At 56.0% G+C, this 21485-nt stretch carries 36 protein-coding genes; 35 read left to right on the top strand and 1 reads right to left on the bottom strand.

Annotated elements, in window-relative coordinates:
* Positions 1-10 precede the first annotated feature (10 nt).
* The 12 genes from HZS54_RS11715 (at position 11) to HZS54_RS11770 (ending at position 7572) form a co-directional block, all read left to right on the top strand.
* Complete coding sequence (locus HZS54_RS11715) at positions 11-340, top strand: hypothetical protein (protein WP_179922702.1); 330 nt, start codon at positions 11-13, stop codon at positions 338-340.
* 41 nt (positions 341-381) lie between these two features.
* On the top strand, positions 382-780 hold the full coding sequence (locus HZS54_RS11720; RefSeq protein WP_179922703.1) for a hypothetical protein: 399 nt from the start codon (positions 382-384) through the stop codon (positions 778-780).
* A 57-nt stretch (positions 781-837) separates the two neighbouring features.
* A complete protein-coding gene (locus HZS54_RS11725) occupies positions 838-1740 on the top strand; it encodes a hypothetical protein (RefSeq protein ID WP_179922704.1) in 903 nt (300 codons plus the stop codon).
* Positions 1741-1780: 40 nt separating this feature from the next.
* Positions 1781-2179 carry a hypothetical protein gene (locus tag HZS54_RS11730; RefSeq protein WP_179922705.1) on the top strand — a complete coding sequence of 133 codons (399 nt, stop codon included), beginning with the start codon at positions 1781-1783 and terminating at the stop codon, positions 2177-2179.
* A 96-nt stretch (positions 2180-2275) separates the two neighbouring features.
* Positions 2276-2857, top strand: coding sequence for a dCTP deaminase (dcd, locus tag HZS54_RS11735; protein WP_179922706.1), 582 nt, complete (start codon positions 2276-2278; stop codon positions 2855-2857).
* A 57-nt stretch (positions 2858-2914) separates the two neighbouring features.
* Positions 2915-3724: a DUF8137 family protein gene (locus HZS54_RS11740; RefSeq protein WP_179922707.1), complete on the top strand. Its 810-nt coding sequence runs from the start codon at positions 2915-2917 to the stop codon at positions 3722-3724.
* 116 nt (positions 3725-3840) lie between these two features.
* Positions 3841-4686, top strand: a complete 846-nt coding sequence (locus HZS54_RS11745) for a hypothetical protein (RefSeq protein WP_179922708.1) — start codon at positions 3841-3843, stop codon at positions 4684-4686.
* A gap of 20 nt (positions 4687-4706) precedes the next feature.
* Positions 4707-5054 carry a hypothetical protein gene (locus tag HZS54_RS11750; protein WP_179922709.1) on the top strand — a complete coding sequence of 116 codons (348 nt, stop codon included), beginning with the start codon at positions 4707-4709 and terminating at the stop codon, positions 5052-5054.
* Positions 5055-5161: 107 nt separating this feature from the next.
* Positions 5162-5902: a hypothetical protein gene (locus tag HZS54_RS11755; protein ID WP_179922710.1), complete on the top strand. Its 741-nt coding sequence runs from the start codon at positions 5162-5164 to the stop codon at positions 5900-5902.
* A gap of 16 nt (positions 5903-5918) precedes the next feature.
* Positions 5919-6509 carry a hypothetical protein gene (locus HZS54_RS11760; RefSeq protein ID WP_179922711.1) on the top strand — a complete coding sequence of 197 codons (591 nt, stop codon included), beginning with the start codon at positions 5919-5921 and terminating at the stop codon, positions 6507-6509.
* Between the two features lie 3 nt (positions 6510-6512).
* On the top strand, positions 6513-6965 hold the full coding sequence (locus tag HZS54_RS11765) for a hypothetical protein (RefSeq protein WP_179922712.1): 453 nt from the start codon (positions 6513-6515) through the stop codon (positions 6963-6965).
* On the top strand, positions 6955-7572 hold the full coding sequence (locus HZS54_RS11770; protein ID WP_179922713.1) for a DUF8149 family protein: 618 nt from the start codon (positions 6955-6957) through the stop codon (positions 7570-7572). The genes HZS54_RS11765 and HZS54_RS11770 overlap by 11 nt, the downstream gene beginning before the upstream one ends.
* A gap of 265 nt (positions 7573-7837) precedes the next feature.
* Here the strand turns inward: HZS54_RS11770 and HZS54_RS11775 are convergent, their stop codons facing one another.
* Positions 7838-8719 carry a hypothetical protein gene (locus HZS54_RS11775; protein WP_179922714.1) on the bottom strand — a complete coding sequence of 294 codons (882 nt, stop codon included), beginning with the start codon at positions 8717-8719 and terminating at the stop codon, positions 7838-7840.
* A gap of 195 nt (positions 8720-8914) precedes the next feature.
* Here HZS54_RS11775 and HZS54_RS11780 point away from each other — a divergent pair, with 195 nt between their 5' ends.
* The 23 genes from HZS54_RS11780 to HZS54_RS11885 all read left to right on the top strand — a co-directional run bounded on the left by HZS54_RS11780 (position 8915) and on the right by HZS54_RS11885 (position 21480).
* A complete protein-coding gene (locus HZS54_RS11780; protein ID WP_179922715.1) occupies positions 8915-9349 on the top strand; it encodes a hypothetical protein in 435 nt (144 codons plus the stop codon).
* Positions 9350-9396: 47 nt separating this feature from the next.
* Positions 9397-9672: a hypothetical protein gene (locus HZS54_RS11785; protein ID WP_179922716.1), complete on the top strand. Its 276-nt coding sequence runs from the start codon at positions 9397-9399 to the stop codon at positions 9670-9672.
* Between the two features lie 176 nt (positions 9673-9848).
* Positions 9849-10082 carry a hypothetical protein gene (locus HZS54_RS11790; protein ID WP_179922717.1) on the top strand — a complete coding sequence of 78 codons (234 nt, stop codon included), beginning with the start codon at positions 9849-9851 and terminating at the stop codon, positions 10080-10082.
* A 63-nt stretch (positions 10083-10145) separates the two neighbouring features.
* A complete protein-coding gene (locus HZS54_RS11795) occupies positions 10146-10484 on the top strand; it encodes a hypothetical protein (RefSeq protein WP_179922718.1) in 339 nt (112 codons plus the stop codon).
* Positions 10481-10840 (top strand): hypothetical protein, encoded by a 360-nt coding sequence (locus tag HZS54_RS11800; protein WP_179922719.1) that lies wholly within the window; start codon positions 10481-10483, stop codon positions 10838-10840. Before HZS54_RS11795 ends, HZS54_RS11800 begins: the two co-directional genes overlap by 4 nt.
* A 269-nt stretch (positions 10841-11109) precedes the next feature.
* A complete protein-coding gene (locus HZS54_RS11805) occupies positions 11110-11649 on the top strand; it encodes a hypothetical protein (protein ID WP_179922720.1) in 540 nt (179 codons plus the stop codon).
* 54 nt (positions 11650-11703) lie between these two features.
* Positions 11704-12738 (top strand): hypothetical protein, encoded by a 1035-nt coding sequence (locus HZS54_RS11810; protein ID WP_179922721.1) that lies wholly within the window; start codon positions 11704-11706, stop codon positions 12736-12738.
* Between the two features lie 90 nt (positions 12739-12828).
* Positions 12829-13206, top strand: coding sequence for a hypothetical protein (locus HZS54_RS11815; RefSeq protein ID WP_179922722.1), 378 nt, complete (start codon positions 12829-12831; stop codon positions 13204-13206).
* 25 nt (positions 13207-13231) lie between these two features.
* A complete protein-coding gene (locus HZS54_RS11820; protein WP_179922723.1) occupies positions 13232-13564 on the top strand; it encodes a hypothetical protein in 333 nt (110 codons plus the stop codon).
* An 8-nt stretch (positions 13565-13572) separates the two neighbouring features.
* The gene (locus tag HZS54_RS11825) at positions 13573-14109 is read left to right on the top strand and encodes a hypothetical protein (protein WP_179922724.1); all 537 of its coding nucleotides are present in this window, start codon (positions 13573-13575) and stop codon (positions 14107-14109) included.
* A 15-nt stretch (positions 14110-14124) separates the two neighbouring features.
* On the top strand, positions 14125-14601 hold the full coding sequence (locus HZS54_RS11830; protein WP_179922725.1) for a hypothetical protein: 477 nt from the start codon (positions 14125-14127) through the stop codon (positions 14599-14601).
* Between the two features lie 6 nt (positions 14602-14607).
* Positions 14608-14952: a hypothetical protein gene (locus HZS54_RS11835; RefSeq protein ID WP_179922726.1), complete on the top strand. Its 345-nt coding sequence runs from the start codon at positions 14608-14610 to the stop codon at positions 14950-14952.
* Between the two features lie 253 nt (positions 14953-15205).
* Positions 15206-15721, top strand: coding sequence for a hypothetical protein (locus HZS54_RS11840; RefSeq protein ID WP_179922727.1), 516 nt, complete (start codon positions 15206-15208; stop codon positions 15719-15721).
* A gap of 192 nt (positions 15722-15913) precedes the next feature.
* Entirely contained in the window at positions 15914-16102 is a 189-nt protein-coding gene (locus tag HZS54_RS11845; protein WP_179922728.1) for a hypothetical protein, read from the top strand.
* A 71-nt stretch (positions 16103-16173) separates the two neighbouring features.
* Positions 16174-16752: a hypothetical protein gene (locus HZS54_RS11850; RefSeq protein WP_179922729.1), complete on the top strand. Its 579-nt coding sequence runs from the start codon at positions 16174-16176 to the stop codon at positions 16750-16752.
* A gap of 16 nt (positions 16753-16768) precedes the next feature.
* Positions 16769-17758, top strand: a complete 990-nt coding sequence (locus HZS54_RS11855; RefSeq protein WP_179922730.1) for a class I SAM-dependent methyltransferase — start codon at positions 16769-16771, stop codon at positions 17756-17758.
* Between the two features lie 85 nt (positions 17759-17843).
* Entirely contained in the window at positions 17844-18086 is a 243-nt protein-coding gene (locus HZS54_RS26785) for a DUF8015 family protein (RefSeq protein WP_484496841.1), read from the top strand.
* 37 nt (positions 18087-18123) lie between these two features.
* Complete coding sequence (locus HZS54_RS11860; protein WP_179922731.1) at positions 18124-18387, top strand: hypothetical protein; 264 nt, start codon at positions 18124-18126, stop codon at positions 18385-18387.
* Between the two features lie 67 nt (positions 18388-18454).
* Positions 18455-18940: a hypothetical protein gene (locus HZS54_RS11865; RefSeq protein WP_179922732.1), complete on the top strand. Its 486-nt coding sequence runs from the start codon at positions 18455-18457 to the stop codon at positions 18938-18940.
* A 194-nt stretch (positions 18941-19134) separates the two neighbouring features.
* Positions 19135-19857 (top strand): HD domain-containing protein, encoded by a 723-nt coding sequence (locus tag HZS54_RS11870; RefSeq protein ID WP_179922733.1) that lies wholly within the window; start codon positions 19135-19137, stop codon positions 19855-19857.
* Positions 19858-20073: 216 nt separating this feature from the next.
* On the top strand, positions 20074-20484 hold the full coding sequence (locus tag HZS54_RS11875; RefSeq protein WP_179922734.1) for a hypothetical protein: 411 nt from the start codon (positions 20074-20076) through the stop codon (positions 20482-20484).
* Positions 20481-21125: a hypothetical protein gene (locus HZS54_RS11880; protein WP_179922735.1), complete on the top strand. Its 645-nt coding sequence runs from the start codon at positions 20481-20483 to the stop codon at positions 21123-21125. The genes HZS54_RS11875 and HZS54_RS11880 overlap by 4 nt, the downstream gene beginning before the upstream one ends.
* Positions 21118-21480: a hypothetical protein gene (locus HZS54_RS11885; RefSeq protein ID WP_179922736.1), complete on the top strand. Its 363-nt coding sequence runs from the start codon at positions 21118-21120 to the stop codon at positions 21478-21480. Before HZS54_RS11880 ends, HZS54_RS11885 begins: the two co-directional genes overlap by 8 nt.
* Positions 21481-21485 lie beyond the last annotated feature (5 nt).

Here is a 21485-nt window from a genome sequence, read left to right on the forward strand (position 1 = left end):
GTGTTCATTGATGGGACGCAAGACTATCGCGATAATCCACGGTGATGACGGACGGAAGTATCGAGTTCGCAAATGGAACGACGAGCATTCAACGCTGTGTGCGGAGTACGGCCGGCCCGGACAAATCGAAGTTCTGGACGCAGACTCCGATGGCTGGAACCACCTCAACTGGTGGAGCGCCGCCGACGACTTCGGCAACCTCCCCGACGACGAGGTGATGGAAGAAGCACTCAACCGGCTCGATGTCGCTTTCGATGTTGAGCCCGAGAAGATCATCTACGACCAGTGCCGGGAGCGGAAACAGATCGAGCCCGATGGAGTTGCGGTCGCGGCACTCTGATAGGTTTCTAGCCTCCGGTTTGAGTGAAAGGTATCATACCGATGCAAGCAGGAGTCTCCGGTCTCGTAGACGAACTCGAATCGCTTCCAGGTGTAGGAGATGTCGAAGCGTACCCTGCTGACCACGACATATCTTCCCCGGATATCATCGCGATCAGTGGCGACCCCAAAGAGGGAATCGAAGAAACCATCGAAGAAGTACTCGGCGAAGCCGAAGCCTTCCTTGAGATGGCGAACGGCAGCTACATGCTGTACCGTCCGCTCGGCGTCATCAACGAGCACGACGGCAGCAAGTTCGACATCATCGGCTACAACGACAGCAAGTTCGAGGCCGTTCTCGTTGACCAAGCCCCACACGAGACTGCATCGGTTGGAGAAGTCTACCATTTCGACCGGTACGACACCGACTACGACGTGACCCTCTACGACGACAAGCCGTAACAGCACCCGCTTCCGGCCTCCAGAGGGCTTCTGTCCAACTTGCCTGCGCGAAAGCATATGGACCTCCCCCACCGGGGAGGAAGGGCAGAAACCCGGAGCAAGCCGGGAGTCCATATTGATCACACACTCATGCCCTTAGCACCTGATTCGAACCTGAAGGAACGCGGCTGGGAAGAACCGCTGGATGAATCGCCCGTTGATACCCCCGACGGCTGGCGCGGCGGTGGCGTTGTTCATACGGGTGGCGGGATCTACTGCCGAATCTGGACGACAAAAACCGACGCCCAATGCGATACCACAGACCCGAAACCGGGGGTGTACTACGAAGCGGTCTATGGAGACGAATTCGATGGCGTAGTTATCGACGTGTACGAGTACAGCGAGGACAGCGACTTGTGGGACCGTCGTGAAGAACTTGACCGGGAACTCTGTTCAAAACAAACCGACCTGGACTGCGCCGAAGTCGCAGTCGAGTTGATGGAAGAACATAGTCCACCGTCAACCGATACGACACCCCCCGAACTTTCGTGGGACGACCTCACCGGAACGTATGAGGCAGCGACGATATCCATTACGTCAGGCCAGTTCCTACAAGCCTACGTCAAGTTGACTGTCGATGGAGAACCCTTCATCGCGAGGGTGCCTATCGACGAAGATCAATTAGAAGACGACATCACTAACGGCGAATACGAAGCCGACATCGCCGTCGCAGCTAACGATTGGCCAGCAACCCACGACCCGTCGGACTACGATAACAGAGACGACGACTGGAAGAGGCGGGTCCACTGCCTGTTCAAACTCGGAGACACAGCGGTCGAAGCAGCCATCGACGAAGTTTGTCACGAAGCAAAAGACGGCGACCGAATCTGGGCAGGATGGACGACCGGAGCGCAACCGACCGCAGAAGAAACGGATAGTAACTCCTCCTCATCCTCAACTGTGAGCGAAGGTTCCGAGTAGCACCAACACGTCTAAATTGAATCTGCCACATTCCATACGCATGAAAGAACCAAACGGCACATCGGGAGGCGGTGCGGACGACTCAGACTCATCATCCGACTTCGTTACCGAGAGCCAGCTGTCGCACATCTTGGGCCTTCACGAGCTCGAACTGAAGAACTTAGCCTACGATACGCTCGACGCGAATCAGAAAATCAACCTCCTTACGATCAGGACACTCGGGATCGTCTACGGACTCGTCACCGTTATCTATCTCCTCGCCACTATTTTCACGGCAAAGGTCACGCTTGCTAAGGCTTCAGCGAGTCTCGAGTCACTGCTCGTCGTTTTCGTCGCGTTCTACGGGCTGGTGATGCTCCTATCTGAAGCAGCCCAGAAAACGATGTCCTCAACACCACCATCCACCGAAGATATCGAGTCTGCCCCAAACGAAGAATAGATACCTACCCACCACGAATTACCGTCGTCAGAGGCACATCATACCCTTCCCCCGAACCGAGTAAGGGTTGGACCAGCCATCAGTGTACGATTCATCATGATCCTCTCCGACCAAGACATCTTGAAGCGACTCGAAGAGGGCGACTTGAAAATCAAACCGTTGCGGGATATCGACCAACAGGTACAACCTGCATCGGTCGACCTTCGACTCGGGGAATCCTTCCTGGAGTTCCAGCGAACGAACATCCCCTGTATCCACCCGAACAGCGAACGCGAGGTCTCCGACTACGTCACCGAGACAGTCGTCGACGAAGGAGACTCGTTCATCCTCCACCCCGGCGACTTCGTACTCGCAACGACCATCGAATCCGTTAGCGTCCCTGCCGATCTCGTCGGTCACGTCGAGGGCAGATCATCGCTCGGGCGGCTCGCGATCGTCATCCACAGCACAGCGGGGCTTGCCGATCCAGGGTACGAAGGACAAATCACACTCGAACTCAGCAATCTGGGCGTAGCGCCGGTCGCACTCTCCCCAGGAATGCGAGTTGCTCAAATGACCTTCACCCAAACGACGTCTCCAGCGGAACGTCCGTATGGCGATGAACGCGGGTCGAAATACCAAGGGCAGTCTGGGCCAGAGGCATCGAGAATCGGGAACGACCCTGAATTCTCTTCATAATCCATGAATTCTGGGGAGAAAGCATTTTTATTGCCCGATGAAGAAGTGAGAGCATAAATGATAAAGAGTTCACAACAACTTGAGAACGCGCTACATGCAAATCAACCCCCACAAGAGAAGGCACAAACTGTTCTCGCAGTCCAGAGTGCCATCCTCTCAGATGCACTCGAGAAAGATGACAATGGGGGTCTCTATCGAGATCTCTTCTGGGAATACGCCGAAAAGTCATCTCAACTCATCATCAACGCGACTATCCAAAACGGGACCACTGACTGGGAGTTTCTTTGCGATCTCCTTAATGCATATCCTGCTGACGGCGATCACCACGTACACACCCAACTTGTCCACGGGATCGGCAGTGGTATCCTCAACACACGAATGACCGGAGAGCTTGGAGACGCACCACCAGCCGGGTTCGAATATCTCTACCAGACCGGCATCCACACAATCGACGCACCGTGGGAAGACGCCTTCTGTATCACATGGTACTTCGACCACCCTGAGATAGACGTAATTGACCGCCTCCACGAATTCGCAACCAACCAAGACCCACCGACATTCGTCTCAGGGGCACTCAAACTTGGAACTGTAGTCAACAACGAGAAGGCTGTCGACCTATTCATTAGGTTCGACCAAGACAGCCTCATTGATTCCGGCCCAGCACTCTTAGGCCTCGACAACGCTATCAATGGAAGCGGTCCCCAACGTCCTCGTTACTTCAACTACAAAAAGCAGTACGGGGCTTCTGAGAACCTCTCTTCGGAAGCCACTGAAAAGCTGCTCACTTATATCCAGAACCACTGGCCGGAAGCATTCATCAGAGAGTTGAACAGCGCGACGACTCTTGACCTGCTGAAGCAAGTATAGAACCACCACCAGACCGTTTCATAGCCGACAAATCAATATAAGTGTTCTTCTCGGAACAAAACCAACACCAGATAAGTAAATATTTTTACCGCTCAAAGAAGAGTGAGAGCGGTAGTATGGAACAAGAATTTGAAGTAGAGACGGTTGAAGAGTTAATTAACACCCTCCTCGATGAGCACGACGGCAGTCTCTCCGTTGGATTCAACCAACGCAGCGTGACCGAAATCAGCGGGGAATACTCCGTCACGTTCGTCTGCGTTCTCGATGGTGTCTTTCCCTCCCAGGTTGGTGAGATAGATGTCGGGCCGCTTCCACTGACCGAAGACGCGAACTACGTCGTTCGGCCATCCTTCGAATTCACTACGGAACACCCCGACGCAGTCTTCGTCACCAACGGGGTCTATCACATGTCAAAGACCACTGATAGCGGTTCCGAAGCAGACCTCAGCCTGTTAGAGAAAGTCTGTTCCGAAGTCCATCTCGGAGAGCAACAGTTCGTAGAGTTCGTAGAGCAAGGCGAAGGGATGGGCCAGATCGTCGAGTGTGTCGAAGTCTGTTCGTACGACTCCCGCCAGCAGAAGGCCGCCGAGTTCCTCGGTGCGATGATCGCTGGACAGCCGACTCCAATCCAACGAACGCCGGACGAAGGGCTCCACTTCTTCGTCGGGTTCCGCGTTCAGGAGCAGGAACTGATTGACGGCCTCAACCCCCGACACCGCTTCGACCATGTTGAGACCGTCACCATCGACCGTCAGCAGTACCCGTCGACGATCGTCTCGGACATAGTCGATAGTCCGAGGGGAGGACGTGGACTCTGGATTCACACAAGCGACTTTCTCGCGACCTACACCGACGCACCGAAGATCCACCTAAGCGACGAACTCGACCGCATCGACTGGCCGAAATTCTTCGCGAGCAACCGACCGTGGCCGGAACCGCCCCGACAGACCGCCGACCAGTAACAACTCAGTACACGATACCTATGAACGACGAACGTAAAATCGAGATCCTGAAAGCACTGATGGACGAATCGCTCTGGAACCTCGTCAGCGTCGAGATGGACAAAGGCGACGGAGTCCTTCTCTACGAGAGTGGGGCCAGCCGTGTCGACGGCGAACCGGCAATCGAGATCCCACACGAAGACCCGTATCTCGTGGACGAAAGCACGCGCCAAGACCCCTTTACTGGCGAGGAGGAAAACGTGCCGGGCGTCAGCCCGCCTCCTAAGACCTTCAAGGAACTTCTTTCGGAGTACGGCTGTCTCACGAAGTCCCGTTCGGGATTCACCTACGTCATCGTCGACGAGGACGTCGCCTCGAAACGGCCGTAAACCGAACCCGTACGTTAACACTAAGGCCGGTAGCCGCATATCTCACACCGACAATGCAGAAGAGAAACGACCAGAGGGTAGTTTCTACCGCCCGAGAGGAGTGAAGGATGAAGAGTATTCCACCGTACCTGAGAGAAGTGTTAGAGGAGGCAGCCGAGTACCACGATGAGAATGAAGACGTCTCACAAGTCGGAGCCGCCCACGAGATCGCGTACCAGAACGACTCGCTGGTTCGCATGGACGAAGGGAGTCGGGACGCTCTAGATGTACTGAAGGACATCCAGTTCGTCCATCCCATCTGCGCGGACGAGTTCGAGACCTACCGAGCCAGCCGGAACGCGGACTACGCTGACTCGATTCTCGAAGCGGTCGCGCTCCGCTCGCTCGAAGAGCTCATCAACGTCCATCTGGACGACAACCAATCGTTCGAAGGTAAAAGCGTGCCCTCCAACCGTGAGATCGAGTACATCGGCATCGACAACCCGGATGTCCTCTCGAACATCCAGGTCCACGTCACAGCGAAGGAAGCTGTCGACATCGAAAACGCCATCGCGGATTTCCTCAGCAAGGGAGACGTCGACCATCCGATGATGCAGGAGGCCAAGAACTTCAACCGGCTCTGGAAGGGCGGGCTGGACAACCTCAACGACACCACGATCATGCTCACCTCAGCCGAAGATGTGAGCGTCCTCCTGACCGCACTCACGGGGTACGAACCGCGTGAAGCGGATTTCACTACGCGAATCCGCCACGTGGTCCTCGAAGCGATCGAGAGTCCCAAGTCGCCGATCGACCCAGACGAGGTTGAGACTTTTACCTTCGGCGAGTCGGAGCTGACCGCAGACTAACGTTCCAACAGAATCCATGTCCGATTCCGACACCGACGCTCATACCGTACTCTCGTGTGCAGAGTGCGACTACGAGATCCGACCAGGAGACGTTCGTGTTCCGGCAGCTGATGGTACCGTCCACATCACCTGTTCGCACCTCCGTGAGGCGCAAGACGCCTACACGTTCTTCATCACGAACCCACCGGAAGCCGAAACTGTCGGCTTCAGTCTGTGGTACGACGCCGGCGATCGCGAGTATCCAATTCTCTACAACACCGGAGGGTTGGATGCGTTCGCGTCGGCCTCGAAGTACTTCGGCGACGGTGACGGAATCGAACCGACAACGTGGTTCTTCCGGGGGCTCGGCTACACGTTCCACTGGTTGCAGAGCTATCGACCGCTCCCCGGCGACACAGAGCGGATCGACCAGGAGATCGAGAACGAAATTCACGACTACTACCCGGAGGGGAAGATTCCTGACCACGAGGAGTGGGCGCTCTACCGAATCATCGCTCGGATGTATCGGGTCCCAGCTGTCCAGCCGGAGTGGGAGCCGATTGTCGACTACTGTGATACAATCACGGCGTTCCGCGTCCCCGACGTCGTTCCGTACACCGAGGAGTAACAGATGACTCAGTACGAACTCACGTTCACCTGTCTTGCCTGTGGTGAAGAGGTCGAACCCATCGAAAACGATGGGTCGTTCCTCCTCCCGTCAGGGCTTCACGATTGCATCGACCGAGACGACTCAACCGTCGCCCGGATAACGGCAACAGGAGTCGAACTGCTCGCTGACGAGATGCTCGACGTTGACGTCGAAGCTCACTCCATCTACCCACCGGGGTACGAAGAGCATACCCTACAGTGGGCTGAGAACGAAGACGAGGAGATCGTCGCCATCCAGATCATCCCAGACCGGGAGACATCTGACGCAGCAAAGATGGGACGAGCGCAGATCAAGACAGTCGCCGGCGAGTGTAGGGAAGTCTCCGGTTCAAAAGAGGTCATCAGTCAACTGAGAGAACTGATGGATGCGTTCCTCGTCGACGAAGCCAGCACGGAGGACAACGATGAAGACTGAAAGTGCATCATCACCCCCGACCAGTGACGAGCTCATCGTTCCGCTTACAGGTGAAAGCGACACCTGTTACTTGTGTGAGAACGAGGCTACCCACGTCGGCCAGATAGCAGTCAGTCCGTTCGCTGCCGAAGTCGGTCTCTGCGAGGGCTGTTACCTTCGCGAAGTGGCCGATGTTCCAACGAGTATCGACCCGACCGGAACACGGAATCACAAGAAGATCACGTACAGCGATGGGAGTATCTGCTTCACGTACGAGACTGACGACGGGTACTATTCAGTCACCAAGTGCCCGTTCTTCGGCATCTGGGACGTGGACGGACCGTTCGACCTGCCGAACGCGCACGTCCGTGGCGATACTACGGTCGAGGATATCCCGGCGACTGCGATTCCGGCAGCTGCGGGGAATACCATCGAGATAACCGGCGTCAGGGTACTTCCCTCTCACGACGGCTCAGATGGTTCGTTCACGGCGATCTGCCCAGAGTGCGGAACTGAGTCGGAAAAGCCGACCGAGAACGAAGCGTGGGCGGTCGCGAAGCAGCACAACGAATCGATACACGACGGCGAAGCAGTTGCTGGCGTTCCTCGGAATCAGATCTCCGAATAGCAGGTGCCCGTAACCACTCATTTTCTGGGTGCCCTCAACAGCCTGACTATCCGGTGCCCGTAGCCACCCCTTTTCTGGGTGCCCCAAACCACCTTGCCACCAGGTGCCCGTAACTACCCGGTACCCTCAACAGCCCGATCAATCGGTGCCCCTAACCACCTATAATTCAGGTGCTCAAACCCGATTCTGGTAGCTCAAACTATCCAATACGCCTAGTGACATTCAATCAGAGAAGATTCCACCATTCATTGTACGGAGAACTGCATCAGGTGACAGTTATTCTTGAAGACGTCACTCGACTCGCTCCACGATATTTCCTTGTATTATAGTCGAATTCACCCTCATTCTCCCAGTGGTTTTGGTGAGCGACTGCAAATTCAGATATCTCAAATGAAGTCTTGTCCTCCGGCGGCACCACTTTGACAACTGGCCCGGCTTCTTCAACTAGTTCAGAGCAGAGTTTCTCCGCGTACCAACCCGAAATATCCAGTAATCCACTAACATACGATGTCTCAAAGATCGCCCGTTGACTAACTTCATGCCTTTCCCAGTTCGATTCAATATCCGGTAATCGCTCTAAGTACCTAACAACCCGGTGTTTCAATCGTTCACCACCATTACCACCAGTTACAAAGTTCACATCATCCTCCGAACGGATACGGTTTGGATCACTCGGGAGGAATTCAAGTACCCATTCCTTCAGTTGTTCTCGAGAAATCCGATAATGGGCAAGCTCATCATTAGGATATGATCTTGGAACAAACGTCCGTGACCGACGCTCATAGCAATATCCGCCATGACGAGTGATATATTGGTTAAAGTGAACGGTTAGTTTGATGTACGGCCCATCACCGTACTCGATGAAGAACCGCTGATCGGGGAACGGAGGTTCACCATATAGCTTAGTATCACGTTCGTCCCAGTTGGAGCTTCTCTCATACCGCTTGTGCTGTTTCCGCAATTTGGGAAACCCTGGCTCGACCTCGTCTTGGAATTCGAAGCGGTCGATACTATCCCCATCTAGGAAGACATCATAGCCTATCGCTTGACGGTCTGGCAACGTCGTACTACTAGCATTTCTTCCAGTCCCAGCGTGCTGTTGACCGTATGCTTCAGCGATTTGGAACGCTGTATCGATTACGATCATAGGGTCGACTCTAAACCGATCTCGGCGAAACTCCATACACTCGCTTCGCACGATACGGAGTTATATACTGGGATTTATAAGCAAAACCGGCCATTGCCCCTAACCAATCAGATGTCTTGATTTTTACCCTCCGAGTTCGGGAGTGGAGAGCGAGATATTAAGAGGGTAGCAGTTCACTCCCGAGACAAACTAACTATGTCCCAAGCAGAACGATACCACACGAGAGCCGACATCCCCGTCAACGACGTCGGCGAGGATCGAAAAGCGGACCTCCGTACTGCGTTTGACAACGCAGTGTACGGTGAACGCATCCAGCACTGTGTCGCCGCAACGTTCGAGGTCAGCGAGCCGATCGAGAAGGATGGCGTCGTCGTTTCGAGCTGGCTCCACCACGACCGAATCTTCGACCTCGTCGCCTCATTCTCAGGAAACCACGACGGACAACGAGAGCATTTCGCGTCTGCAACGGTCAAGGACCTCGAAACGGACGACAAGCTTTCAGCACATATCACTGAAGACCGCATTCTCATCTCGCTTCGCAGCGAAGATGTATCCTTCGAGTCGTTCGTCGCCTACGTGCTGTTCTTGGAACAGCGCCTCAGCGTCGAACTAACGGCTGTTCTCGAATAAACGCGGTAGACCGACTTCACGGTACACGACCACAACCAGTTCCAACTATGGTAGACAACACCGACAACCTTCGAGACGCGCTTCGAGCAGCAACGACCGAAATCTGTGCGACGTGGGACATCGAGATCCACGACACGGACGACATCGAAATCACACAGGTCAGCGACGACGAGTACGAGGCTCTCGTTCCGATCTCCGGTCGGGTTCTCCTCGAGGATCTCCTCGACGACCAAGGGACTCTCCTCGGCATCAAGAACGACATCGCCGCCGAACTGGAAGGCTTCCAGGACGACCGCCTCCTACTGACGCTCGACCTCGGCTGACACCATACGCGACTGTCCTGTTTCCATCAGGCCGACGAGTAACGCTTGCGGGTTAGAGCATCGACTAAAGTTTTTATCACCCCGAGATGATGTAGAGGGTAGGAATCCAGAATGGTATCCGAGAACGCGAATCCCGAACGAGACCGCACCAGTAGAGGGCCGGAGGTAGCAGAGCGATGACCGGAGAAGTAGAGGCCGCTGACGGCAGTGAAGTGGAGACGGCCGACATCGACTCGGTGGTCTACAAGTACCTCGGGCCGACCGAGGATACCGACGTCGTCGCTGCCGTGAAAGCACATCACGCCGAAGGGCGCAACTGCAGTCCAAGCGACCTCGTCGGGCGGAAAATCGCGACCGGAGGGAACGATCCTGAGACCACGTACGTCGTCATCGTCGAGTGGCCGGCGTAGCGACCAACTGGACAACGATACATCATGGCGCAAGCTTCAGAGTCGGGACAACGGACTGTCGAGATGGATACCCCGGACTGCGTCGATGGTCATGTCTTCCACGAAGAAGACATCACTCCAGGCGCGATCTGTCGGCGTTGCTGGGTCGACGACGGTGAAGTGACCTTTTCCGACTGGTTTGCGGTCGTGTCCGCCCCGAAGACGTCCGATCATGGGTCTAAGTACGTCGAGATCGTGTGGCTGGACGGCGAGGACGCAGGTATCCTCGACCGTCACTTCCTCCGTGATTTAGGGGTGAAACCTCCCTACCGGGCCGTTTGCGAGAAGCACAGTCTCGAAATTCCAGAACAGTTCATCGCGAAGCGTACGATCATCAGCACACTCACGAGGTGGCTTCTATGATCAGCTCACAAGACGGCACAGACATCGACGGACAGACGGTAAAGTCAGCAGACAGCCTCGAAGGGGCGCTGGGTTGGTGCAGTGCAGCCGTGTTCGAGGCAGGCGAACACCGAGAGGACGACCAGTTGAAGGTGAACAAGACCACTGAGGTCATCGTTCTGACCGACCCGTGGCCGGAGTACAAGAAATTCGTCTACCGGGACGGGGTACTCGAACATACGTCGACGATTCTTTCGTCGAGTTACGAGATGGTCTTCGAGCAGAACATCGGGGATTACGGGTCAGCCGAGATCGTGGACCTCAACGAGCTCCCAATCGAGCGCGACGAGAAGAACATCCCGCAGGCTGCGGAGTGAGCGAGCCGTTTCTTACAACCCCGGACGGTTCGTGCGCCGGCGATAGTTTCTGTACTCCGAGATGGAGTGAGAGATAGATGGTATTCGGGGATATTCACCGGGAAGAAGCACCGAACGTAGGTGACCCGGACGACGCGGACGTAGGAGAGTTGGCTGGCGTGGCTCCGCCGTGCGATGAGTGCGGAGAGAAACCAGCTGTCGACTCACTCCGTGGCAAGGACCTCTGTGAGGACTGCCTGCCAAGCGATTCCCAATAGAGGAGAGTACCGATGTCTTCAGACCAACCACTTCACGAGCACGACGAGACACACCTGTGGAAACGGACGTTCGCGGAATTGGTCGCGCGAAATATCGACCCTGACGACGAGATTCTACTCATCATCGCGAACTCCGACGCTGAGGCTACTCGGCTGGAAACATCGATCAAGCAGAATCTCCACACGGCCCTCCGAGAGTATCTAACCTACACTGGAGACCAAGAAGAGCTCCCGTATGACCCGAACAGTATCGACGTGACGGTACATCTGAATCCCAAGCGGAATCCGTACAAGTACCACCAACCCCTGTACCAAGCCACGGAGGTCACACGGAAAGGCGGTACAATCATCTACAGGGCACCGCAGCGGCTCGCACACAGCAAGAAGGTGGAACTGGACACAATCTACTCGTTAGACTGGGAAGACAACAGCGACCCGTCTCTCGCCGCTCTCATGACCGTCACAGAACAGACTCCACAGGACGGAACAGCGGCGACTTCCGAACCGTCGGATACCTCAACAACTGATACGACAATCTCTGCTTTCCTCTAACCCACCAGCATAGCCCCCAGTGGAGTTTTTGTGCTCCGATGGGGAGTGAGAGATATGAGTGAAGAGGACCCCAACGGAATCGAGGTTACAGAGGATCGTCCGGGAGAAGAGGGAGAAGGGATCGATGTCGAAGACGCCCTCGCAGAAATCTCGGAAATGTCCTGTGAATCGCCATCGAATCTGGCAGAGTACCAGGACCAGTTCGCTAACGGGCTTCCCGAGGGGTTCGAACCTGAGGTTGTCGACTTTTTCGATGAGCGGAATCAGCTTTCTCATTGGTTCCCTCGCCTCGAGTCTGTCGATGTTCCCACGATCGACACGGAGATTCTCGAACTGGAGGGTGGCGAAGGAAAGGCACTACTGGAAGAGAAGGATATCGGGCTGATGGAAATTCTGATGGTCGAAGAGCCTGGAGTCGTACTGGCGTTCTTCGGCAAGCCCGATTTCGACGTGATGCGGGAGTTCGTCGAACATACTGAGAACGGTCAAGCGTTCCTGCGAGGCGACTACAAATCAGCGACAAATCTCGGAAACACAGGTAACTACATCGAGGAGCCATCGGACACTTCACTCGCCCACACGGTGATGCACCAACTTCAGGACCGGATCATGGCGAAGATGCCGCTGTTCTCCGCACTCGCTATTCGTGAACGGTTGGACTTGGACTTCCATCCAGACGGGCGAGCAACGCTTCATCCAGAGGTCCGGTTCTTCATCAGCGGCGGCGAGGTACTGTATCATTTCCCACGAGTAGATAAAGAGACCTTCGCGAGGACCCCTGAAGGTGTTGAACACTACCAGCGAGTCATCAACGCTATCAACAGGGACGCCGAACAGCTGTACGAGTGGGCGTATCGGGCTGCCCATGAGTTCGACAACGCTTCGTGGTCGCTGGACTTCGTGATGGACACTGGCGGAAACTGGGTTGCGACGGACATGGCCCTGAACGGACTGTACTACAGTACTGACAAGGAGCGATGGCACAACCTCAGTGAGCACGAGAAAGGAAGTGCGTACAATCTCGAAGAACAGCTCGGATCGGCGTTTTCCGAGCCCGAGATCCCCGACGACGGGGCTGGTTCTCGATAACTCGCAGTCAGTCTTGTAGTATTTTTTACCTCCCATTCCCCGGTGAAGGAGTGCGGTAGATGAGCAGTCTACCGCAGGATTCCGCTTACAATGACTGACTCAGACAACGGCTACGTGAAGGTGGTGCTGCACAACGAACACGGACGAGTCCCGGAGACGGTAGTGCTCACGTTCTCAGAGGTGATTCGGCCCGAGGAGATGCTCGAGCGCCTCAACGAACTCTTCGGTGACTGTGAACGGGTCGGTGGGCTCTACGGCCTAATGAGCCTCGTCAACGAGGCCGCGACCGTGAACAACGACGACCACAGGGAGAACGACCCGGAGTACACGTACCGGGTTTCGATGTACCCCGAAGCCACGCTCTCGGGAGCAACAGATACTGAAATCACGATCAACAACCACGTCGACGAGCCGTTCACCGAGAACTTCGGGTCCCTATCAGCAGAGAAGGCCGCGTCTCTCGCCTGACAGCCACCGAAGCCGAAGTTAGTAGGTGCTGGATTTCGTAACCGCTACTTGTTCGACGATGTCCGAAAGTGAATCGGTCGACCAGGAAGAGGAGCATACCCTCATCCACGTCATCTGCGACGGTTGCGATGAGGAGGACCTACTGACGATTTCAGAACATCCTCGGGACGCTGGGCAGACTCGTGCTGTTGCTGACGCCCATCACACGATCGCCGAAAAACACGCGGATGAGACGGGCCACCACGTCGAGGTCGGAGAAACGGTAGACGGCCCAGACTCGATCATCGAGCTGGCAAAATCGATTGCGCCATCTGTTGGCGGAGTCGAGCCTGAGGACTTCAGTGAAGAGTACGCCTGACTACAACGATGAACTCCGATAAAGCGGCAGCTGTCCGAGACGCCGTGAACGGATGCCCCGACGTCGTCAACGAGGAGAACCTCCGTGAACGTGACGGCGACCCGATGACAACTCACCGGGGGGAGACGTTCACCGGCGACCGCGTGGAAGCAGCTGGCTCCCGATTCCGGCCCGCCTACATCGAGCAGAGCGGGACAGTAGGGAACGGCGATGGAGCAGAGCGACCAGTCTACGTGGTGGTTCTCGAGACTGTCTGGACCGAACAGACCGATGTTCGGTCGCTGTCGCCTGAACTCGTCTACGAAATCGCGAAGCACGATTGCCGGGTTCGCTTCTACCCACCGGGGCACCGGCTTGAGGGTGATATCTGGATCACGGACCACTTTCGAGAGTCTATCGAGGATAACGACGACGAGCGATGTTCAGAGTGTGGATCAACGTACTTCAAGTTGCGAGGCGACACGCCCGTCTGTGCAAAGTGCGGAGAACCAAAATCGGCATCGGGCGCTCCCCAACGTAAAGCAGCGGTCAATGCCGGCCCGTAACCTATCCGTGTGACGATGAGCGAAGACGATCCCCAACGCCAAGACGAGGAGAACAGCAGTCCAGATGTCGGAGAGCCGCTACAGGACGTGATCGAAGACGCGATGCCGACGTTCCCGGAAGAACGCCAAGGCCGAGTCGACAACCCCGACCGGATGACAACCGATGAGCATCGAGCGATTCACGATGGTATCGAGTCCATCGTCGAGACGCTCTATAACCGAGGGTACAGCCCCAGCGAGCTTGGCGTCGTCTTCCACGGGTTCAGTCACCGGATGAACGCCTCCCGATACGACCCCTACGAGTACGACCGGATTGCGCTGTCGATACAGATTCGAGAAACGATCGAACAGTGGCGAGACGAACAGCCGAACGAAGTTCCCCCACTGGAGATCGCGACCGTGGTCGAAGAGCTCGGACGCCACTATCGACAGATAGCTCGCCGAGAGGTGTACGAGGACACCCAAAACGACAATACCGATACCGACGAATAGCAATCTATGGCCGGATCAGAAGTGATGGACGAGGAGTGGATTCGAAACTATCTACTCTCGTTGCGGGAAGGCGACGAGATCATCGTCAACGACCGTACTCGAACGTGGGAACTCGTCGAGCGATACTGGGACGATCACGAAAGCGGGTACTGGCGGTATCGATTCAAAGGCTACGGGACGCACTACGAAGGAATCGTGCCGCCTAACGGTTCGGCCGGATCTTTCACGAGTGACGGGGGGAAGCACGTCCTGGTAACATCCATTCGGACTCCGAGCGGCGAGAAGCCGTCGATAGTCTCAGATACAAGCGCCGGAGAGTGGCTTGAAGACGCCGGAATCGAACTCCAGTAGGTCATACATCCGGGAGAAAACCCAACAAAACGCCGAGAATCACTACAGTCGGAGTTTTTACCCCTCGTTTTATAATAGAGAGCGTTCGTAATAGAGGCTGTCAACAGAACATTCAGAGATACCTATGGCATCGCATATGTGGGAACGTTGGGACACCCCAACAACGGAACGAATGGTCGACGAACTGCTGACACACGGGAACGCACGGGCACAGCTTGTCAACAAGTACATCACTGAAAACACGTAATCACCAATGAGCGAGACTGAATCACACGACTCCCCGATCTTCCTGAAGAACGGTTGGGTCAAACAGAATATGGACGTGAACGGCAACCAAGCCAGCGCCATTCACGACGCCTTCGTGACGAAAAGCCAGCTCATCGATGCTCTCGAATCGGGTGAAGACATCGAAGAGCGAGATGGGATCGGAACGAAAACCGCCCGCGCCATCTGGTCGTGGTACAAGAACGTTCACAGCGGGACCATCGAAGCAGACGGAACACTAATTCTTGACGACGACGGTCTCCACGTCCCGGACTGGCTCGTCGGCTACACCGGACGGCTCACACTGCATAAGCCAACGCTCAAAATCCAGCCGCGTGTAGCCGAACCGGGCCTCCCCGAAGTGAGTGGAATCCTTCAGACGTATCCTGACAATGGAGACTGGGATGACCGTCTTGGCGAGGGGATGATCGCTCTGTCAACCCCCGACGAAGAAGAGCGAATATACGAGATCGACGACCAGCGAACAACAGACGACGGAAACTGAGATGGGTCCCGATGCCAAAACGAGAGATCGCTTGTACGTCCACTGAGGGCGAAGAACGCCCGTGAACCGACAATTCCGAACTCCCCAAGGAAGTCGAAACCGAACTCGAACATAGAGCCGAATCCGCCTACCGCGCACTCGAGAAATATGCCTGACCAAAACCCCAACAGGACCCCGAGAGCAGTAGAGACAATGAGCATCGGAACTCACAAAGAAGAACGGGTGAAGTACTCGTGTTCCAACTGTGATGACTTCGAGATGGGCAAGCAGTTCACGGGCATTTCTGGCACAGACGGCGAACGGGAGTACGAGGAAATCGAACCGCCGAACGAGTGTCCAGTCTGTGGCGGGGAGATCGAAGAAGAGACCATCTCGAACTGAACAATCCGGTTGTCCCTAACGGCCGTTCTCGCGACCAGCAGTTAGTTTGTGTATCCCGGTGGGAGTGAAAGATGATTAGGCTTCCGTTGACGGTACAAACGATAGAGGAGACGAGAAAGGTTCGGTCAGCAATCCTCCACCATCTCGGGGATTCAATCTACGGCCGGTACCCGGAGAAGTACGAGGATATAGATGTTCCTGAACCGATAGCGTCCTGCCGTGCGCTCGGGACACCATCGAAGGCGAGAAGGTCAAAGTTCGGTAGTGTCCTCACCTTCAGGAATGAGCGAGCGTTCGCGATGCTGTTCTTCCATCACGACCCGGAGGACGGTATCAGTTACAGTCTCGGATCGCACGCTGGCTGGCAGAACGGCGGGACTGAAAGCCACCTACGGCAGCATCACGAGGCCCTCGATGCGGTACTGGAAGAGCTCGGAGTTCTCCACGATTCGTACCAGTTCACGTGTCCGTGTGGACACGAAGGGGTCATCAACGGTGCGTACACCGACGTAGCTGACCACATCAACAAGCACGGCGAGGAAGACCATACGGAGCGCCGAACCCCGACGATGACGCTCGTGAACCGAGAGGTAACCGCGAACCCGCCGGCGCAATCTGAATCAGAGCAGCGCCAGCAGGCCAACAGCTAACGTCGGAGGGAGAAATATGGCGACAACCCACCATCAGAGCGCAGAACACGAGTTCAAGGGAACGTGGCGGTGGCCAGAACAATTCGAGGCCTGGGTCGAGTCTCTGGTAGCTGATGCTGATGGGCCTGTCGCGAATATCTGTGCGGGCCTCTCGCCGCTGGGGGACATCCGTGTCGACCTGAACACGCCGACCGAGCTGGTTGCTTCTCTACAGGCCGACTCGGGGACGAATCTCGAACGGGCACGGACATACCTTCAGGACCATATCAGCGGGACACCGCCCATCGACGTCATCAGTTCGCTCTATTCGGCCTCGGACCCAACATCGCATCCGGCGGCTGACTACATCGAAACCGACGAAGACACGGTCCGAGTAGATATTCTCGATAGTCGACTCCCGTTCGACGATGATACCTTCAGTTGGACGTTAGCGGACCCGCCATGGAAGAGCGTCTCGCAGGCTGACCGAGAGCGCCTCTTTAGCGAACTCGTACGAATCACCGAACCGGGCGGACGCATTCTCCACAATGCGTTCTGGGTTCCGACCGGGGATCATCCCGCTACCCTCGACAAGCTCGTTCCGCGACAGGACACTGAGCGGTGGTCGGTCGGAACGCCAAAGGTCAGTTGGGTCGGGATCTATACGGTTCACGACTCGATTCATACGGCACGACATCTCTCACGCACACTCCCTTCCCGTGAATTCGAGCCCGAACCCCCCACGTTCGACGATGCAGTTCGGGCGCACGTTGACTTCGAGTTACGGCATCAGTGGGGAGTGAGTCCCGAGAACTACGACCTCGATGTTGTCGACCCGACGGAAGAGTCGAAGTGTTGTCCGCAGTGTGGATGTTCGAGCCTGAGCCCGCTCCCCGAGCGTGAAGGGGGAGCTGCGGAGGCAGGTTCTCTCTACGAGTGTGAACAATGCCAGTTCAGGCCCTACGAGCAGGAACTGGTTCCGAAAGAAGAGCGGTCTACCACTCCACCCCAGAATCATACGTTATGAGTTGGATTCAGAATGACAGCGCCGTTGTTAAAGGAACAGTACGCGAAATGTTTATACTGAAGATAGCCGACAGTTCAACTGAGCAATGACCAGGTACTACGATCTCATCCTCGGCAGTATCCCGATCGTCCAGTTAGGCATCCCTTCCGTCTTTCACCTGGTCGGCTACCCAGTCACAGCAGGAATCTTGCTTGGCGGGGTTACAGCAGCGTGTCTCGTCGGACACGCTCTATTCGTCAGGTCCCCTACTGACCCGTCCTCTACCCCAGTCGACGACCAACAGGGGGCCAGCACGTCAGACGGGCCGGTCCAAACAGTTTCTGATTAGCAGTACCCTTTTGACGGTAATCCACAAACAGCGAAGTATGGATCACGAAGACTCGGGACTCCTCGAGAGCTACCATTCTCGGGTTCTCGAATTCAAACGCAGCGTCGAACACGCCCTTCCCTACGGCGAACCCCTTTCGGTCGCGCTGATCGCCTTCATGGTCACTACTTTGCTCCTCCTGTTCCTGCTGAACGTCATCGGTTTCGTCGTTCCATCTGCGCTTCCATATTGGGCTCAGGCGACACCCTACGCGGTCGGTATCTTCGCCGGCTACACCGGATGGAAATACACGAGGCTGTAACAGCCGGACGCCTTAGACGGGCGGTTCCGGCGGTTTTTAAATCCCGATTGGGGTAGAGGGTTGAATGATGAGCCAGCGAGTCCTAACAGCAAGTGAAGCGTTCGATGACTGTCTCTCGTTCTTCGAAGAGACGCTCCGGCCGGCGATGAAAGTAGAGACGGGCGGGTTCAGTGGAGACCTGATGCCCGGAAACGAGTTCGAGATCTCGCTCACGGTCACTCACGGAGCACTCACGGCGCTCGTCAAACGGTATTCTGCCGCTGAGTTCGACTTCCATAGCGAACGAAATCTCATCCCCAGCGTCTCCAGCCGGGAGAGGATCAACCCGCTGAAGGACCTCTACGTCGAGCTCACCATCGATTTCACCCCCTACGGGGCGGTCTTCGGTGGTTCCTCGAACGACAACGGAGGCGGGATGACGGAAGCAGAGGGTGGCGAAGATGAAGGTCCCACAGCCAACGAGATCACCGTAGACGGACCGGCACCCGGCCCTGAAGCCCCAAGTGGGCCGTCGTTCGACGCAGAAAGCACGCCGTCGCCGGCGACAGCGTAACAGGCGGCCGAACCTTACCAAGTGATTCGGAGGCCAGCGTTCAAACGGCTTGGTAAGGGAAGGAAGCATAGCCCATCAGAGTACAAAGCTATACGGTAGACGTCCAACAAGACAATCGTAGACCCGCTATGCCCGACCAAGCCTCAGCAACATCGACGTGTCCCGCCTGCTTCCACGACCACGAGCTGCAGGAGATGGTCTACGCAGTCTCGGAAGACAAAAGGCACCCTGTCTGTCCCGAGTGCGGGTACCAATACACGGACTCGCCGGCAGATACCGAGAGCCAAGCCTTCTCTCGTCTTGTGAGTTCACCACAAGAACTCCCACAGCCGAAACTCTCGGTCGAGGAAACACGCCGCCGACTGCCCTCGATCGACTACATCGAAGACGACGAGATCCGCCTGGAAGTCATCGAACTCTCTCGGCGAGCACCTGCGTACTTCTGGGTCGAACCGGCCGCGAATGGAGACTACCACAACGAACTCTGTCGGAATCAGCATGGCCTCTGGGCACACTCGCTGATGGTATCTACTGGCGTCGAATACTTTTCCGATTCGTGGATCGTCCAAGGACGAATCGACGAGGACGAACTGGACTACGCGAGAGCCGCCGCGACACTCCATGACCAACGAAAGCAGGGTCCCCACCACGCGCCTGAAGAGAGTTCGACATCAGATCACAACCTCACGATGGCCGACGTAGTCCGAGAAGAGTCAAGACTCCCGGAAGAAGTCGCCATCGCAGTCGAGGAACACATGGGGCCTTTTTACGACGGGCCAGCAGCGGAAGGCGAGATCGGGAAGCTCGTTCATACTGCTGATATGGCGGCCTCCACCAACGAGTACACAGCAACGATTCCAGCACCGGCTCCAGAAGAACTTCTGGAACTCGGCATCGAAGAGTCCGACCTCCAATAGGATAATGAATAACGACATCGATTACGATGTCCGGTGCGGCATGTGCGGCTGGACAGGCGATCGGGACGACTACCGTTCCCTTGAGAACAATCGCTGTCCAGAGTGCAACGCTCCGGCAGTACAGCCCGACCCAGATGAACATCCCGAGGCATTCATCGACACGGACGAGAGCCAATCATCGCTGAAGGCGTGGTGAAGACGGAAAGGAGCCAACCGATGACCGACACAACACGCGAGACAGGCGCGGAAAGCAACGAACCGAACAACGAGTCTACGGACGACCCGAACCCCCATCTCGTACAGACCCACATCCGAGAGTGGCACTCGTGGGAAGTCGCCGGTGAGAAGCTCGTCGCATATGATGTACCAGAAGGGACAGTACGGTTGTACCGAGTGGTATCCGCTTCGCGGAACGTTCGAGCGTTCGCGAGTGCCGATGCCGCTTTATACGACGGGTCTATCGTCGATACGTTTTACGACGAGCAGACGAATACGATCGAGTTCATCCACGAGTACGCCGGACGAAAAGGCTCACACAGACCCGCCGAGTGGCTCGACAACCCGGCGCTACGGCTTGAACGCCTCCCACCTGGAGACCACGATATCCTCTCCCCTGACCAGTTATGAACAACGACAAGCAGCCTGCTACAACCGAGGATGGGGCACCACAAGAGCTTCCCGAATACCCGAGTCGCCAGCTCGAAGTGCTGGAGACGCAGGCCGTTCGTGAATTCAATGCTCGAATCGCAGAGCATGGGCGGGGGAAGAACTGGCTGTTCGACCACCCACGAGGGCATATCTTCAAGGCCGTGGACGAACTGTTCTTAGCACGTGGCAGAGAGGAAGCCGACGATACTGCGGGAATGATCGAACACAAAGCGAACGCCCTCAATCACATCCTGATGGGGATGGAGATCGTTCAGACGAATCCAGAGTACGATCTCCCAGACGAACTCCAAGCGACACCAACAATGAGTACAGAAGAAACAGACCCAGAACACTACGAAGAGCTGTGTCGGGCAATGCAACCAGGACTCCTGCTGACCGTTAACGAGTCAGACCCGACAGCAACCCCCTACGGCGAGATGGAGGTAATCCGCGTTGACGAGGACTCGGGGATGGTTTCGCTGAAGGCTGACCCAGAGACCTTCTATCGTATCCGTCACGACGGGCCAGACGGAGAAACGATCATCGAGGAGGTCGATGATAACGGATACGGCGGGCGGGAAAACACGGTCACGACAATCGAGGTGATCGGAATTGCCTGAAGCAGAACCAGAGAGCAGCAAATCTCCCGAGGAGACAGGGAGCAACATCGAATCGGACCTTCATCCGAAACACAGGCAGACGCTGATGGACACGTACAACAAGGCGGACTGGCTGTGCGGGACGCTCGCCGAAAATCAGTACATCGAGGTTCCAAGTCACCTCACAAGTATCCGAGACTCGCTGAAGGGTCTCCTAACCGAACAGGGGCTACTGGAGCACCGATTCGTCTGTACGTACTGTGGCTATGAAACATGGGCGTCGGAGAAGCCGACTACCGCTCAGAAGTCCTGTCCTGACTGTGAGGAACCGCTCGAGTACGCCAGTACGCGAATTGCCGACACAGACTCAAACTGACACAC

Origin of the sequence: Halosimplex pelagicum, assembly GCF_013415905.1 — an archaeon.
GTDB classification, from domain to species: Archaea; Halobacteriota; Halobacteria; order Halobacteriales; family Haloarculaceae; genus Halosimplex; species Halosimplex pelagicum.